Origin of the sequence: Citrobacter sp. XT1-2-2 (assembly GCF_023516235.1) — a bacterium.
In the GTDB taxonomy this organism is placed as follows: Bacteria; Pseudomonadota; Gammaproteobacteria; order Enterobacterales; family Enterobacteriaceae; genus Citrobacter; species Citrobacter werkmanii.
This window is the reverse complement of sequence record NZ_CP097324.1, coordinates 1,624,323-1,639,802: the sequence shown is the minus strand read 5'-3', so window position 1 is coordinate 1,639,802 and position 15,480 is coordinate 1,624,323. Positions and strand designations below refer to the sequence as shown.

The 15,480-nt window shown below is 54.7% G+C and carries 15 protein-coding genes; 7 read left to right on the top strand and 8 right to left on the bottom strand.

What is annotated here, in order from left to right:
- Window positions 1-252: 252 nt before the first annotated feature.
- The 7 genes from arnB to arnF are packed head-to-tail and all read left to right on the top strand — an operon-like array spanning window position 253 to window position 7,626.
- Entirely contained in the window at window positions 253-1,392 is a 1,140-nt protein-coding gene (gene arnB, locus M4I31_RS07740) for a UDP-4-amino-4-deoxy-L-arabinose aminotransferase (protein WP_085047829.1), read from the top strand.
- 2 nt (window positions 1,393-1,394) lie between these two features.
- On the top strand, window positions 1,395-2,378 hold the full coding sequence (gene arnC, locus M4I31_RS07735) for an undecaprenyl-phosphate 4-deoxy-4-formamido-L-arabinose transferase (protein WP_085047828.1): 984 nt from the start codon (window positions 1,395-1,397) through the stop codon (window positions 2,376-2,378).
- Window positions 2,375-4,357: a bifunctional UDP-4-amino-4-deoxy-L-arabinose formyltransferase/UDP-glucuronic acid oxidase ArnA gene (gene arnA, locus M4I31_RS07730; protein ID WP_085047827.1), complete on the top strand. Its 1,983-nt coding sequence runs from the start codon at window positions 2,375-2,377 to the stop codon at window positions 4,355-4,357. Before arnC ends, arnA begins: the two co-directional genes overlap by 4 nt.
- Entirely contained in the window at window positions 4,354-5,256 is a 903-nt protein-coding gene (gene arnD / locus M4I31_RS07725; protein WP_085047826.1) for a 4-deoxy-4-formamido-L-arabinose-phosphoundecaprenol deformylase, read from the top strand. Before arnA ends, arnD begins: the two co-directional genes overlap by 4 nt.
- On the top strand, window positions 5,253-6,908 hold the full coding sequence (arnT, locus tag M4I31_RS07720; protein ID WP_085047825.1) for a lipid IV(A) 4-amino-4-deoxy-L-arabinosyltransferase: 1,656 nt from the start codon (window positions 5,253-5,255) through the stop codon (window positions 6,906-6,908). The genes arnD and arnT overlap by 4 nt, the downstream gene beginning before the upstream one ends.
- Window positions 6,905-7,240: a 4-amino-4-deoxy-L-arabinose-phosphoundecaprenol flippase subunit ArnE gene (arnE, locus tag M4I31_RS07715; RefSeq protein ID WP_085047824.1), complete on the top strand. Its 336-nt coding sequence runs from the start codon at window positions 6,905-6,907 to the stop codon at window positions 7,238-7,240. The genes arnT and arnE overlap by 4 nt, the downstream gene beginning before the upstream one ends.
- Window positions 7,240-7,626 carry a 4-amino-4-deoxy-L-arabinose-phosphoundecaprenol flippase subunit ArnF gene (arnF, locus tag M4I31_RS07710; RefSeq protein WP_085047823.1) on the top strand — a complete coding sequence of 129 codons (387 nt, stop codon included), beginning with the start codon at window positions 7,240-7,242 and terminating at the stop codon, window positions 7,624-7,626. Before arnE ends, arnF begins: the two co-directional genes overlap by 1 nt.
- Window positions 7,627-7,628: 2 nt before the next feature.
- On the opposite strand, the gene pmrD is transcribed toward arnF, so the two are convergent.
- The 8 genes from pmrD to elaB all read right to left on the bottom strand — a co-directional run bounded on the left by pmrD (window position 7,629) and on the right by elaB (window position 15,452).
- Window positions 7,629-7,892, bottom strand: coding sequence for a signal transduction protein PmrD (pmrD, locus tag M4I31_RS07705; protein WP_085047822.1), 264 nt, complete (start codon window positions 7,890-7,892; stop codon window positions 7,629-7,631).
- Between the two features lie 95 nt (window positions 7,893-7,987).
- Window positions 7,988-9,400, bottom strand: coding sequence for an o-succinylbenzoate--CoA ligase (menE, locus tag M4I31_RS07700; RefSeq protein WP_085047821.1), 1,413 nt, complete (start codon window positions 9,398-9,400; stop codon window positions 7,988-7,990).
- On the bottom strand, window positions 9,397-10,359 hold the full coding sequence (gene menC, locus M4I31_RS07695; protein WP_085047820.1) for an o-succinylbenzoate synthase: 963 nt from the start codon (window positions 10,357-10,359) through the stop codon (window positions 9,397-9,399). Before menC ends, menE begins: the two co-directional genes overlap by 4 nt.
- Window positions 10,359-11,216 (bottom strand): 1,4-dihydroxy-2-naphthoyl-CoA synthase, encoded by an 858-nt coding sequence (gene menB, locus M4I31_RS07690; protein ID WP_085047819.1) that lies wholly within the window; start codon window positions 11,214-11,216, stop codon window positions 10,359-10,361. The genes menC and menB overlap by 1 nt, the downstream gene beginning before the upstream one ends.
- 14 nt (window positions 11,217-11,230) lie before the next feature.
- Complete coding sequence (gene menH / locus M4I31_RS07685) at window positions 11,231-11,989, bottom strand: 2-succinyl-6-hydroxy-2,4-cyclohexadiene-1-carboxylate synthase (RefSeq protein WP_085047818.1); 759 nt, start codon at window positions 11,987-11,989, stop codon at window positions 11,231-11,233.
- Complete coding sequence (gene menD, locus M4I31_RS07680) at window positions 11,986-13,656, bottom strand: 2-succinyl-5-enolpyruvyl-6-hydroxy-3-cyclohexene-1-carboxylic-acid synthase (protein WP_085047817.1); 1,671 nt, start codon at window positions 13,654-13,656, stop codon at window positions 11,986-11,988. Before menD ends, menH begins: the two co-directional genes overlap by 4 nt.
- Window positions 13,657-13,743: 87 nt before the next feature.
- Window positions 13,744-15,042, bottom strand: a complete 1,299-nt coding sequence (gene menF, locus M4I31_RS07675) for an isochorismate synthase MenF (protein ID WP_085047816.1) — start codon at window positions 15,040-15,042, stop codon at window positions 13,744-13,746.
- 104 nt (window positions 15,043-15,146) lie between these two features.
- Window positions 15,147-15,452, bottom strand: coding sequence for a stress response protein ElaB (gene elaB, locus M4I31_RS07670; RefSeq protein WP_006683669.1), 306 nt, complete (start codon window positions 15,450-15,452; stop codon window positions 15,147-15,149).
- Between the last annotated feature and the right edge of the window lie 28 nt (window positions 15,453-15,480).

Here is a 15,480-nt window from a genome sequence, read left to right as displayed (position 1 = left end):
TGCGGCATTGCATTGACCTGGCTACAGCAACCAGCAATGCCGTTTACGCCACGCCATTTCTGTAAAATTCATTTAATTTCAAAATAATAAATTAAAAACACCGTTATTTTCCTTTATATCTCGAACCTTAAACTCTTAAGGATAAATTAACCTTCAGTCATTAACCTTTGAAGCCTGATAAATAATTAACGACGCGCCTGTTTATCGCGAAAAATAAAACGTCGGTGCGTTAAATGGCTTGAAGGAATAATGATGTCTGACTTTTTGCCTTTCTCTCGCCCGGCGATGGGAGCTGAAGAACTTGCCGCAGTGAAGGTGGTTCTGGACTCGGGATGGATAACCACCGGCCCGCAAAATCAGCAGTTGGAACAAGCCTTCTGCCAGCTCACGGGAAATCAGCATGCCGTCGCCGTCTGCTCCGCCACAGCTGGAATGCACATCACGCTAATGGCGCTGGGCATCGGTGCGGGCGATGAGGTCATCACGCCATCGATGACGTGGGTTTCTACCCTCAATATGATTGTCCTGCTGGGTGCGACGCCGGTCATGGTCGACGTTGATCGTGATACGCTCATGGTCACGCCAGAGCAGATTGAAGCGGCCATCACACCACGAACCAAAGCGATTGTTCCGGTACATTACGCAGGCGCCCCGGCCGATCTTGACGCGATTTATGCCATTGGCGAGCGCTATGGCATTCCGATCATCGAAGATGCGGCGCACGCCGTAGGGACGTTATATAAGAATCGTCATGTCGGCGCGCACGGCACCGCTATTTTCTCGTTTCACGCCATCAAAAATATTACCTGTGCGGAAGGTGGGCTGATTGTTACCGACGACGGCCAGCTTGCCCAGCGGCTTCGCAGTCTGAAGTTTCACGGCCTGGGCGTTGATGCTTTTGATCGACAAACCTACGGCCGCGCGCCGCAGGCTGAAGTGTTGGCGCCAGGATACAAATACAACCTCACGGATATCAATGCCGCCATCGCGCTGGTCCAGCTGAATAAACTGGAGCAACTGAACTCACGCCGTGCACAAATTGCCCGGGAGTATCAACAGGCGCTGGCCGATACGCCATTTCAACCGTTGAGCCTGCCCCAGTGGTCTCACGTTCATGCCTGGCATCTGTTTATCATTCGTGTTGACGAAGCGCGCTGTGGCCTGAACAGAGATGCCTTAATGGAAGCGCTGAAGGCCAGAAATATCGGCACCGGTCTGCATTTTCGTGCGGCCCATACGCAAAAATATTATCGCGAACGCTTCACCACGCTTTCGCTGCCCAATACAGAGTGGAATAGCGCACGCATCTGCTCGCTGCCGTTGTTCCCCGATATGACCGCCACTGACACCCAGCGAGTTATTACGGCACTTCGCGAGATTGCAGGACAATAACCATGTTTGAAGCAACACCGATCAAAAAAGTCTCGGTGGTCATTCCCGTTTTTAATGAACAGGAAAGCCTGCCAGAGCTAATCAGACGTACCAGCGCCGCCTGCGAAAAATTGGGCAAAGAGTATGAAATCTTGCTGATCGATGACGGCAGCAGCGACCATTCCGCGCAACTGATGATGGACGCGTCTCAGGCGCCGAACAGCCATATTGTTTCTATTCTGCTGAACCGCAATTACGGCCAGCACTCGGCGATTATGGCCGGTTTCAGCCATGTCAGCGGTGACTTGATCATCACGCTGGATGCCGATTTACAAAACCCGCCGGAGGAGATCCCCCGACTGGTCGCCACCGCAGATGAAGGCTTCGATGTGATCGGAACGGTACGCCAGAACCGACAGGACAGTGTATTTCGTAAGACCGCTTCGCGCATGATCAACCACCTGATTCAGCGTACTACCGGTAAAGCAATGGGCGACTACGGCTGCATGCTACGCGCCTATCGTCGCCATATTGTCGATGCCATGCTGCATTGTCAGGAGCGCAGCACCTTTATTCCGATTCTGGCCAACATTTTTGCCCGTCGCGCCACGGAGATCCCGGTACACCATGCAGAGCGTGAATTTGGTGATTCTAAATACAGCTTCATGCGTCTGATCAACCTGATGTATGACCTGGTGACCTGTCTGACCACCACGCCGTTACGTATGTTGAGCCTGCTCGGCAGCGTGATTGCCGCCACGGGCTTTACGTTGTCCGTTCTGCTTGTTGTGTTGCGCCTGACGCTCGGCCCGCAGTGGGCCGCGGAAGGGGTATTCATGCTGTTTGCCGTCCTGTTTACCTTTATCGGCGCACAGTTCATCGGCATGGGTTTACTCGGCGAATATATCGGTCGCATCTATAACGATGTCCGCGCCCGCCCCCGCTATTTTGTTCAACACGTTATCCGCCCACAAACCACGCAGTCAACCGAGGAAAACCGCGCATGAAAGCCGTCGTATTTGCCTATCACGATATGGGATGTCAGGGTGTCCAGGCCTTGTTAGATGCAGGTTATGAAATAGCCGCAATTTTTACCCACACCGACAACCCGGGTGAAAAAGCGTTTTTTGGCTCTGTTTCCCGCCTCGCCGCCAGCGCCGGTATTCCGGTTTACGCCCCGGACGAGGTTAATCATCCTTTGTGGATCGAGCGCATTAGCCAACTGGCACCCGATGTTATCTTCTCGTTCTACTATCGCCATTTACTGAGTGAGGAGATCCTCAGTCTTGCGCCTAAGGGAGCATTTAATCTGCACGGCTCGCTGCTGCCGAAATACCGCGGCCGCGCGCCGCTGAACTGGGTATTGGTCAATGGCGAAACCGAAACCGGCGTCACGCTTCATCGCATGATCAAACGCGCGGATGCGGGCGCTATTATCGCCCAGCAGTCTGTCGCTATCTCTCCGGATGATGTGGCGTTAACGCTGCACCATAAATTGTGCCAGGCTGCGCGTCACCTGCTGGAACAGGCGCTGCCCGCGATTAAAACGGGGGATTACGCAGAACGCCCTCAACAGGAAGCAGAGGCTACCTGTTTTGGCCGCCGCACACCGGAAGATAGCTTCCTTGACTGGAACAAACCCGCCGCGGAGCTGCATAACCAGGTCCGCGCCGTCAGCGATCCGTGGCCGGGCGCATTTAGCTATGTCGGCACGCAAAAGTTCACCGTCTGGTCATCGCGTGTTTGCACAAATAACCTTGCAGCCCAACCGGGCACCGTCATCTCCGTGTCGCCTTTGCTGATCGCCTGTGTCGATGGCGCACTGGAGATCATTACCGGGCAAGCTGGCGATGGTATTGCAATGCAGGGCTCACAGCTGGCGCAGGTTCTGGGCCTCGTACCCGGTTCTCGTCTGAACAGCCAGTCAGTTACCACCAGCAAACGTCGTACTCGCGTGCTGATCCTCGGCGTTAATGGCTTCATTGGTAACCATCTGACCGAGCGCCTGCTGCAAGAAGACAATTACGAAGTATATGGACTCGATATTGGTAGCGACGCCATTGGGCGTTTCCTGCAACATCCGCGTTTCCATTTCGTTGAAGGCGACATCAGTATTCACTCCGAATGGATTGAATATCATGTAAAAAAATGCGACGTCGTATTGCCGCTGGTCGCGATCGCCACGCCAATCGAATATACCCGTAACCCACTGCGCGTGTTTGAGCTTGATTTTGAAGAGAACCTGAAAATCATTCGCTACTGCGTGAAGTACCGTAAGCGCATCATTTTCCCGTCAACATCCGAAGTTTACGGCATGTGTACCGATAAAGTCTTCGATGAGGACAGCTCGAATCTGATCGTCGGTCCGGTGAATAAACCGCGTTGGATCTACTCCGTTTCCAAACAGTTGCTGGACCGCGTGATCTGGGCATACGGCGAAAAAGAGGGATTGCGCTTCACCCTGTTCCGTCCGTTTAACTGGATGGGACCGCGTCTGGACAGTCTGAATGCCGCGCGAATCGGCAGCTCACGCGCCATTACCCAATTGATTCTCAATCTGGTGGAAGGCTCACCGATTAAGCTGATTGAAGGCGGCAAGCAAAAACGCTGCTTTACCGACATTCGCGATGGTATCGAAGCCCTGTACCGCATTATTGAAAATGAAGGCGGACGTTGTGACGGCGAGATTATCAATATCGGTAACCCGGAGAACGAAGCGAGTATTCAGGAACTGGCAGAAATGCTGCTTTCCTGCTTTGAAAAACATCCATTACGTCAGCATTTTCCGCCGTTTGCCGGTTTCCGCGACGTCGAAAGCAGCACCTACTATGGTAAAGGTTATCAGGACGTTGAGCATCGTAAGCCCAATATTCGCAACGCAAAACGTTGCCTGAACTGGGAACCCACCATTGAGATGCAGGAAACGGTAGAAGAGACGCTGGACTTCTTCTTACGCAGTGTGGATATCACGGAACACACATCATGACCAAAGTTGGCTTGCGCATTGATGTCGACACGTTCAGGGGGACGCGCGAAGGCGTGCCCCGCCTGCTGGAGACATTGAACCGACATAACGTTCGGGCAAGTTTTTTCTTTAGCGTGGGACCTGACAACATGGGACGCCATCTCTGGCGTCTTGTGAAGCCACAATTTCTGTGGAAGATGCTGCGCTCAAACGCAGCATCGCTCTACGGATGGGATATTTTGCTGGCGGGTACAGCATGGCCGGGAAAAGAGATCGGCCAGGCCAATGCGGCAATGATTGCGCAAACCGCCCTGCTTCATGAAACCGGTTTGCATGCCTGGGATCACCATGCCTGGCAGGCGCGAAGCGGAAACTGGAATGACAAAGAACTGATTGACGATATTTCACGCGGCATTACCGCCCTTGAAGCTATCATCAATCAGTCCGTTACCTGCTCCGCCGTTGCCGGATGGCGTGCCGACGACCGCGTCGTCCATGCCAAAGAAACGTTCCATCTGCGCTATAACAGCGACTGTCGGGGAACGTCGTTATTCCGTCCTGTGCTGGCATCCGGGAAAACAGGTACGCCGCAAATTCCTGTCACATTACCCACATGGGATGAAGTGGTGGGTCAGGAGGTCCAGGCTGTGGACTTTAACGCTTATATTCTCTCCCACATCCGGATGAGCAGAGGGACGCCGGTGTACACCATTCATGCAGAAGTGGAAGGTATCGCCTTTCAGCAGAATTTTGACGAGCTGCTCACTCGCGCTGCCGACATGGGCATTACGTTTTGCCCGCTCGGGGATCTGCTACCGGACGATATCAGTACGCTGCCAACAGGGCGGATCGTGCGTGGGAAAATTCCCGGCAGAGAGGGATGGCTCGGCTGTCAGCAACCCGTGGATATGACACAATGAAATCGGTACGTAACGCCCTGGCATTTATCGCTTTTATCGCGCTGTATTTTATTTTACCTATTAATAGTCGTCTGCTGTGGCAGCCTGATGAAACGCGCTATGCCGAAATCAGCCGGGAGATGCTGACCTCTGGCGACTGGATCGTTCCGCACTTTTTAGGGCTGCGTTATTTTGAAAAACCGATTGCCGGATACTGGTTGAACAGCATCGGACAATGGCTGTTTGGCGCCAATAATTTTGGCGTCAGAGCGGGCGCTATTTTTGCCACCTTGCTGACTGCGCTACTGGTAGCCTGGCTTACTATGCGAATATGGCAGGATAAGCGTACCGCAGTACTCTCTTCAGTCATCTTTTTAACCTTTTTTTCGGTCTATAGCATCGGTACCTACGCGGTACTTGATCCTATGATCGCACTCTGGCTCATGGCGGGCATGTGCTGCTTTTGGGAGGGGATGCAGGCCACGACCAGAACACGCAAAATCATCGCCTTTCTGCTGTTAGGGCTAACCTGCGGCATGGGCGTGATGACCAAGGGTTTCCTGGCGCTTGCCGTTCCTGTGCTCAGCGTACTGCCGTGGGTTTTCGTGCAAAAACGCTGGAAAGACCTGATCATCTACGGCCTGTTGGCAGTCGTCGGCTGCGTCGTGATTGTGCTGCCGTGGGGAGTTGCGATTGCTCAGCGTGAGCCGGACTTCTGGCATTATTTCTTTTGGGTCGAACACATTCAACGCTTCGCCCAGGATGATGCCCAACATAAAGCCCCTGTCTGGTACTACATTCCCGTGCTTTTGGCTGGCGCGTTACCGTGGCTCGGGCTGCTTCCCGGCGCGCTGCGCACAGGCTGGCGGGAACGCGATGTTTCGCGCAGCACACTATACCTGCTAAGCTGGATTATCATGCCGATCCTGTTTTTCAGCATCGCAAAAGGAAAACTGCCGACCTATATTCTTTCCTGCTTTGCGCCGTTGGCGATATTAACGGCGCGGTTCGGCCTGCAGGCCGCGCAAAAAGGTTCAGCCGCGCTGCGTGTGAATGGCTGGATCAACGTTCTGTTTGGTGTGGCGGGCATTATCGCCACGTTTATTGTTTCCACGCTGGGACCGTTGAAAACGCCTGTCTGGTCGCATATCGAAACCTATAAGGTTTTTTGCGCATGGGGTATTTTTCTCACCTGGACGCTCTTTGGCTGGTATACGTTAAATAACCGCGAGAAGAACTGGCAATTTGCCGCGTTTTGCCCATTAGGACTGGCACTGTTGTTTGGCTTCTCCATTCCTGATCGGGTCATGGAATCTAAACAACCACAGTTTTTTGTCGAGATGACCAAAGAGTCGCTGGAATCCAGCCGCTATATTCTCACCGACAGCGTTGGCGTCGCTGCGGGGCTGGCCTGGAGCCTGAAGCGTGACGACATCATGCTATACGGACAAACAGGCGAGTTGAAATACGGCCTCAACTATCCGGATGCCCACGGGCGCTTTGTCAGTCGGACGGACTTTGTCGACTGGTTAGCCCAACACCGTCAGCAAGGAAATATTACCCTCGTGCTCTCGATTGATAAGAATGAAGATATTAATCAACTAGCCATTCCTCCCGCTGATTATATCGATAATCAGGGGCGACTGGTCCTGATTCAGTATCGACCGAAATGATCTGGATAGTCTTAATTTCCGCCAGCCTGCTCAGCGTATGCGGACAGTTATGCCAGAAGCAGGCAACCCGTCCGGTACCATCAGGCAGGCGAAAACGCCATATTACGCAATGGATTGGGCTGGCCCTGGCAAGCCTCGGCCTGGCTATGCTGCTGTGGCTGGTGGTGTTGCAGAATATCCCTGTTGGCATCGCCTATCCCATGCTGAGCCTGAATTTTGTCTGGGTGACGCTGGCCGCCTGGAAAATCTGGCGCGAACCGGTCGCAACGCGCCACTGGCTGGGTGTGGGGCTGATAATCGCCGGCATATTCATTCTTGGGAGCGCGGTGTAATGGGCATTTTTTGGGGATTATGTAGCGTTATTATCACCTCGGCCGCCCAACTGAGTCTCGGCTTTGCGATGGATAATCTGCCGCCGATGCTGCAACCGTTGAAATTTCTATCCGCCGTATTCGCCCTCAACGCTGGCGCATTTGCTCTTTTTAGTGGGCTGGCGGGATATTTACTGTCGGTAATTTGCTGGCATAAGGCCCTGCATCAGCTCGCCCTGAGCAAGGCTTATGCCCTGCTCAGCCTGAGCTATGTTCTGGTTTGGATCGCATCCATGATTCTGCCCGGCTGGCAGGGCACATTTTCAGTGAAAGCGCTGGCTGGGGTACTGTGCATCATGGCGGGTTTAATGGCGATTTTTCTGCCTGCTGACCAGCATCGGCGCTGAGCTCATTTATCTGCCGACAGTCGTACCAGGCGCTCCCATTCGTCACATATGTACTGTCTGGCATCGATTATTTTAATCACGCGAGATGCATCACGATTAACACAATACTGGGCGTCTTTCAGCGGTGAAAGGAGATCGCCGGGCTTAACCCGTTCGGAAGATTGCGCCTCAGCAAGCATCTTAAGTGAACCACCGCTATCGCAAAGTACGATATAGAGCCTCCCTGCTTTCTTGTGACAGCAAGACTTCTTCACATGCCATTCCATAGCGCACCTTTTGTTAATGAATTTCACATCAGGTTACACTTTTGCTGATAAACAAAACGACAATAGCGACGGAATGGCAAAAATGAGAAATGTAATTAATGTTTTCTTAATGTTAATGATGAAGCACTTACCCAATCCGCCAACGCGCGACGAGAGATTTTAATCCCTCCGGCTTTGAGCTCGGGCGGCAACGTCAGCCAACAAACCGGTTGCTGAAAACGGGCCAGCTTATCCTGAACCCACTCCGCAAGATTGGCATCGCCAGCATCGGTGTCATACTCGACGACCGCCACCGGACGATGACCAAACTCTTTATCTTCTAACGGGACAATAAAGGCCTGCAGAACCTGCGGATGCGCTGCAATCACGCGTTCCACTTCCTCTGGCTGTATGCCTTCCCCGCCGCTAAAAAACAGATTGTCCATGCGACCGATAATGGTTAATTTGCCGTCCTTTAACACCCCACGATCGCGGGTGGCAAACCAGCCTTCCGCGTTAACCAGAGGGGTAAGCTGCCCGTTGCGCCAGTAGCCTTGCGCCATGCTGGCCGCACGCAGCCAGACTTCGTCATCCACGATTCTGACTTCTCTGCCCGCTAAGGCTGAACCGACATCTGCCAGACCATCCGCTTCTTTCGCACAGACGGTGGAAGCGAATTCCGTCAGTCCATAACCGCACCAGCAGCGAATCCCCTGATCGCGCGCCTGCTCCGTCAACTCAACAGGAATAGCCGCGCCGCCCAGCAGCACCGCTTTGAGCGTGATCGGTGTTTTATTGACCAACAAGCGCCACAACTGAGTAGGGACCAGCGAGGCATGGGTGCAGCCGACCAGCATTTGTCCCAGCGGCTGCTTGTCGCGCACGGTCATTCGCGCTCCGGCAAACAACCAGCGCCATAAAATACCCTGGCCGGAGACATGAAACAGCGGCAGTGAAAGCAGCCAGTCATCTTCAGCACCAAACGGCATTAATGACAGCACCCCCTGCGCACTTGCCAGATGCGCCTGACAGGTGTGAACCGCCGCTTTCGGCAATCCGGTGGAACCTGAGGTTAACGTCATTGTGCTCAAGCGCTGAGGCAACCACGCGGCGGCATGTGCGCCAGGTAGCACCTGCATCTGCAACGGATTCAGCCCCGGGAACGCGGTAGCCGCCTCCAGATCCAACGCAAAACGTAGCGTTAAGTCCGGAACCAGCGCGTCAAGCAACGACTGTGGCAACTGCGGGTTCACAGGTAAAACCCGCGCCCCACATTGCAGCAGCGCGAGCCAGGCCAGTAAGGCTCGCGGATGATTCCATGCGCGGAGCAGGACGCCATCGCCCTCTTCCACGCCCTGAGCGGCAAACCCGCAGGCCAGATGATCGACGCGCGTGCAAAGCTCACTCCAGCTTAATACTTCATCGTTGAGGCGCAGGGCTGGCGCCTGCGCACGAACCTGTCGCCAGTCGCGCCAGGGCCAGTCAGTGCCCGCTAAGCTCGCGCTAGCAGGCGTTTCCCATGAGGTCATAGCAGGCGTTCCAGCGCATCAACGGCAATACACGGCAACGCGCTACCCGGCCAGGCGCGTACCTGCTGGCACTGCATCAGACTCAGCGTGTCCAGACCCGGAATGGTCTGCGGCGTCAGCCAGGCGGCAATTCTCGCCAGTTGGGTTAAGCCAAGACTCGACTCAATAGATGAACTGATAACGGCGGTGAGACCAAGCGCATGCGCTGCCGCAACCTGTTCACGCACTTTGTCGAGACTACCGGTCAGCGTCGGTTTGATAACCACAGCCTTGACACCCTCTTCGGCTTCAAAGGTGAAATCCGCTTCGCGCAGACTTTCGTCCCAGGCGATAGCGATGCCGGTTTCACGCGCGAATGCGCGTGAGTCATCGCGCGTTTTACATGGTTCTTCAAGGAAGGCAATGCGTCCACGATACTCTGGATTGACGTATTTCGCGAACTGTTGGGCTTTCAACGGCGTCCAGGCACGGTTGGCGTCAAGTCGCAGATGCAGCTCCGGAATCGCCTCCAGCAGCAGATTGGCTACCATCCCGTCGCGAACCGCTTCATACAGCCCAACCTTGGTCTTGGCGACTTTTTCGCCCGGCATATCCGCCAGTTGCAGCACCAGATCGTCAGGATCGCCCGTACACAGAGGCGCAGCACGATAGTCTGCAGCCTCCGGCAAAGCGTCTGCCAGTTCGGCCAGCGCACAGCTTGCGCCAAAAGCGACAGAAGGCAGTTGTGGTAAAGAAGCATCCCCTTGCAGCCAGCCTTTCACCCAGGCCAGCAGCTCGGTTTGCGCCTCTTCCCAGCTTTCCTGACTGAAGCCTGGCAGCGGGGAGATCTCTCCCCACCCTTCACGCTCGCCGTCACGCAGACAAACATACAACCCATCACGCGTTTTTAACCGCCTGTCGCGCAGAATCACCCCCGCGTCCATGGGGATCTGCCAGCGGTATACCTGCGCGCTACGCATTACGGATTCCGTTTGAATTTGCTGAAGTCAGGCTGACGTTTCTGGTTAAAGGCGTTACGGCCTTCCTGACCTTCTTCCGTCATGTAGAACAGCATGGTGGCGTTACCGGCCAGCTCTTGCAGGCCTGCCTGCCCATCGCAGTCGGCGTTCAGCGCCGCTTTCAGGCAACGCAGCGCCATCGGGCTGTTTTGCAGCATCTCACGGCACCAGCGTACGGTCTCTTTCTCCAGATCCGCCAGCGGAACCACGGTGTTGACCAGGCCCATATCCAGCGCCTGTTGCGCATCGTACTGACGGCACAGGAACCAGATCTCACGCGCTTTTTTCTGACCAACGATACGGGCCATATAAGAGGCACCCCAACCGCCGTCGAAGGAACCCACTTTCGGGCCAGTCTGACCAAAGATGGCGTTTTCTGCCGCAATGGTCAGGTCACACATCATATGCAGTACATGGCCGCCGCCAATGGAGTACCCTGCCACCATCGCCACGACCGGTTTCGGGCAGGTACGAATCTGACGCTGGAAGTCCAGCACGTTCAGGTGATGCACACCGGAGTCATCCTGATATCCGCCGTAGTCGCCACGCACTTTCTGATCGCCACCTGAGCAGAACGCTTTGTCACCCGCACCGGTCAGAATGATCACGCCGATGTTGTCGTCATAGCGGGCATCCGCCAGCGCCTGGATCATCTCTTTTACGGTAACAGGACGGAAAGCATTGCGTACCTGCGGACGATTAATGGTGATTTTGGCGATACCGTCGGTGGATTTCTCGTAGAGAATGTCGGTATAGCCTGCAGAGCAATCGTGCCATTCTACCAGTGCGTAAAGCATTGTTTCATCAGGATAGATCATAAAATGTCCTATAGTCAGCGACGCAGAATCTGAGCCAGACAGTCCACCACGCCAGCGGGGTTGTCCCGATGCGCGTTGTGTCCGGCATTACGAATCACATGGTTTGGTACTGACATTTCCGTCGCCAGCGCGCGGAATTTATCGTCACGTTCACCACATAAATAATAAAACGGAAATGTGCGCGCAGTGAGTCGCGCACGTAAATCAGGTTGTACGGCAAGCGAGGTGGCCTCCAGCATCGCCGCCAGCGTATGCCCATTATTCTGGCTACGCAGATCGACCAGCGTCTCTCTTTGCGCCGCATTCAGCGAGGAAAATACCGGCTGTTGATACCAGTCATTAAATACCTCACGCAGCGGTTCAGCGCGAAAACGCGCGGCCCAGCGGCCATCTGAAAGGCGACGTTGAACGCGCGCCTCCTCGCTTTGCAAACCAGGATGTCCACCTTCAACGACCAGACCGCAAAGTCCGGGCATCTCCTGACAGGCCGCCATCATCGCGACTCTGCCGCCAAGAGAGTAGCCCACCAGCCAGTAGCTAAGTATGTTGTAACTAAGCAAGGTGCTACGCAATAACGCACAAACATCATTGAACCCGCTCACCTTGATGTCGGCGGAACCGCCGTGTCCCGGCAGGTCGATATACAGCCGCGAATAATCCTGAAACGCTTCGCCGACCGTCTGCCATTCCCGACAGTCGCCGGAGAACCCGTGCAGGAAAACCAGCCAGGGTGATCCACTCTGGCTAACGGTCGCCTGGGCGTGCAGGATCATAGATGGCTTACCTGCGCCAGCAGTTGCTGCAGGGTTTGCGCCCCGTCAGTTTCGTTCACCACCAGCTCAATAACCGTTGCCGCAGGAGTACGCCAGGCATTTGTCAACGCGCTCTCCAGTTGCTCCCAGTTTTCTGGGCGCTGATATTTGAGGTTAAACATGGCCGCGGCATGCTCAAAGTGCACGTTCTGCGGCATCAGATAGAACCGTTCACGTTCATTTGCCGGCGTCGGCAGCAGGGAAAATATCTGCCCACCGTTATTATTGACCACTATCAGGACAAACGGCGCGGAAACCTGACGTAATAACGCCAGCGCATTGAGGTCATACAGTGCAGATAAATCACCGACGATAGCCAACGTTGATTTTGCGCTGGCGCGCTGTACGCCCGCCGCCGTTGACAGCAGACCGTCAATGCCGCTCGCGCCGCGGTTGCTATAAACTGGAAAACCAGCCGGAAGCTGCGACAGCGCATCAATCAGGCGCACGACCAGACTGTTACCCACGAACAGTTGCCCTTGTTCGGGCAGATACTCGTGAATACGATGGGCTAATTGCGCTTCACCAAACACGTCGCGACGGGCTTCCACCGCCTGCCATGCCAGTTGCGCCAGGCGCGGGATTTCCACGCACCAGGGTTGGCGTTTTTCCGCCGGGTGTAGATCCAGCCAGTCACCCACCTTCGCCACCAGCCTGCGCCCACGATGATGCGCCGGATCGAGGCGACCTTCGATATTATCGACAATCCAGTATTCCTGCGGATCGCAGTTGGCCTGCCATTGCAGGAGTCGTTTTCCGGTCAGGCTACAGCCAAGCTGCACCACTATCTGCGCCTGCTGTAACTCAGTCACCGCCTTCGCATTCCCCAACCACAGGTCAGCACACGGCAGGGGTTGTCCTGTTTGCGACAAGACATCGCCAATCAGCGGCCAACCGAGCATCTGCGCCCATTGCGCAACTTTCTTGCCCTCTTCCGCGCTCATACGACCCGCGATGACTACGCCGCGCTTTTGTCGCCAGAAAAACCAGTCACGTTGTTTGTCGCTTTCCAGCCGACGCGCTTCACGTAGCCAGGGCTTGTCGTCCTGCCACCAGTCGCCGAGGCGTTGCTGCCAGGCAATACCCGTTTCGTCCATGTCGCCATACAGCGGTTCCGCAAAGGGGCAATTAATATGAACCGCCCCGCTATGCAGCGCGCCCAGGGCATTATCAATGGTGGACACCAGCCAGCTCGCCGGAATGTCCTGCGTCGGGCGCGGTAAAGAGAGCGTTTGCGACGGATGAGAAGCAAACATGCCGGCCTGACGAATCGCCTGATTAGCGCCACAGTCGATAAGTTCTGGCGGCCGGTCAGCCGTAAGTAAAATCAGTTTTTCACCGGTCAGGCCCGCTTCAATCAATGCGGGATACAGGTTCGCCACTGCCGTACCGGACGTGACAATCACGGCGACTGGCTGGCGACTCACTTTTGCCAGACCTAAAGCCAGATGCCCAAGACCACGCTCATCAAAATGGGTATGGTGGATAAAAGCAGGATTTTCCGCTGCTGCCAGCGTCAACGGTGTAGAACGAGAGCCAGGGGCAATGCAGATATGCCTGACGCCGTGGCGAGTGAGTGCTTCCAGTATGACCGCCGCCCAGCGTCGGTTAAATGCGCTTACTGACATGAGATTGTCCGGTATCAATATTGCGACACAGTATAGAGAATCGAATAAATGGATTTTTGATATGAATCGGAAATATACACGAAATCACTATCCTTCCATCTGTAATAAGGTACGTAACCCTGCCGCTTTATTGTCTATTTCTTGCCATTCTTGCTCAGGATCTGAACCACGCACGATCCCCGCGCCGGCATACAGGCGGACCACGTTGGCGTTAATTTTCGCCGAACGTAATGACACGCAGAATTCACTTTGGCGCAGAGAAAGATAACCCGCAGAACCGGCATACCACTCGCGCTCAAAGGGTTCATTTTGCCGGATGAATTCGCGCGCCAGCTCACGCGGAATGCCTGCAACTGCCGCCGTAGGCTGGAGTTGCATCAGGCAGAGCGTATCGTCGGCCTGATTCAGTTCCGTCCAGATACAACGGCGTAGATGCTGCACCTTGCGCAGTCTGAGCACCTGCGGGGGGAGCACATCAAGGGTTTGCGTACAGCCTTGCAGCCGCTGGCAAATATCCTCGACCACCAGCATATTCTCGCGCTGGTTTTTATCATCTTTCATCAACCAGTCGCCTAACTGCCAGGCGCGATGATCCTCGGCGTGATTGGCAACGGTTCCGGCCAGCGCTTCGGTGCGCAACGCCGTGTCGCGCCGCCGATACAAACGTTCAGGGGAAGAGCCAAGAAAAGCGGAGTCGGCAGAGAATGCCATAAAGAAATGGTAGCAGTTAAGGTTCAGGCGACGGCTGGAAGCCATTACCGCAGCGGCATTCACCGACTGTGAAAACTGTAAATCTGTCGCTCGCGCCAGCACAACTTTGTCGAGTTCTTCCCCATTAATGGTGTGCGTGGCAAGCTTTATCAGATCTATCCAACCGGCTTTATCAGGCCAGTGCTGTTCTCCCGCCAAACTCAAACGCAGCGCGGGCAATGGTTTAACATTGGCCAGCGTGGAAATAAATTCAACCGCGCGTGCGGCGTCTTCACGCAGCGAAACATCACTGTAAAGGTGTAACCGTAAGCTCGCCACTCCGGCGCAGCGTCGCCATTCCAGTCGCGGTAACAACAAATTGCCGTGCCGGGGCTCGAACGCATTGAGGCCCCAGATACGCAGGTCAGGTTGATTGTCGTGCTGACGTAAAAACTGCTGAGCGGATGCCAGCGAGGAAAACGTGGCGACAGCCCCCAGCACAGCGGCTTCTTCGTCGCCGTTACGCTGCTGCCAGTAAAACTGGGGCCAGACGGGTTGACTGGCCAGCCATCCTAAAGCGTCAAACGCATCGTTCAGAGGGAAAGGTATGTCGTAAATACGAATTCCAGGTGCTGCCGGTATCTCTTGCGACAAATGACGCATCAGACCTTCCAGCGCAGTAGTGATTGATTGCACGCGGACCTCTCCCTGTTAAAAACCTCTCATTATACGGGGTACTGAACAGAAAAAGCAGTACCCCGAGTTAGGGAGTACGAACAAATGCGATGACGGAGCGGAATTTATCGCCGCGCTAACAATAATCCCATCACTAAACCGACCGTGGCGCCAACGCCAATTCCGCGCCAGGGTTTTTCATGCACATAGTCATCCGCCCGGCAAACGGCCTTTTTCGCGCGGAAATAATAATTGTCAGAAGCATGGCTGACGCGATTTCTCACCTCTTCTAACGCCCGCTCCGCCCGCGCTTTTAACTCAAGATATTTTTGATCGGCCGGATCGCCGGAAGAACGCAACACCTCTTCCAGCGTTTCGCTCAAGAGTTCCAGATCATCATCGATACGTGATTCATAAGATTGAAAAGACATTGTATTCTCCCTTTCTATTGACGTATCC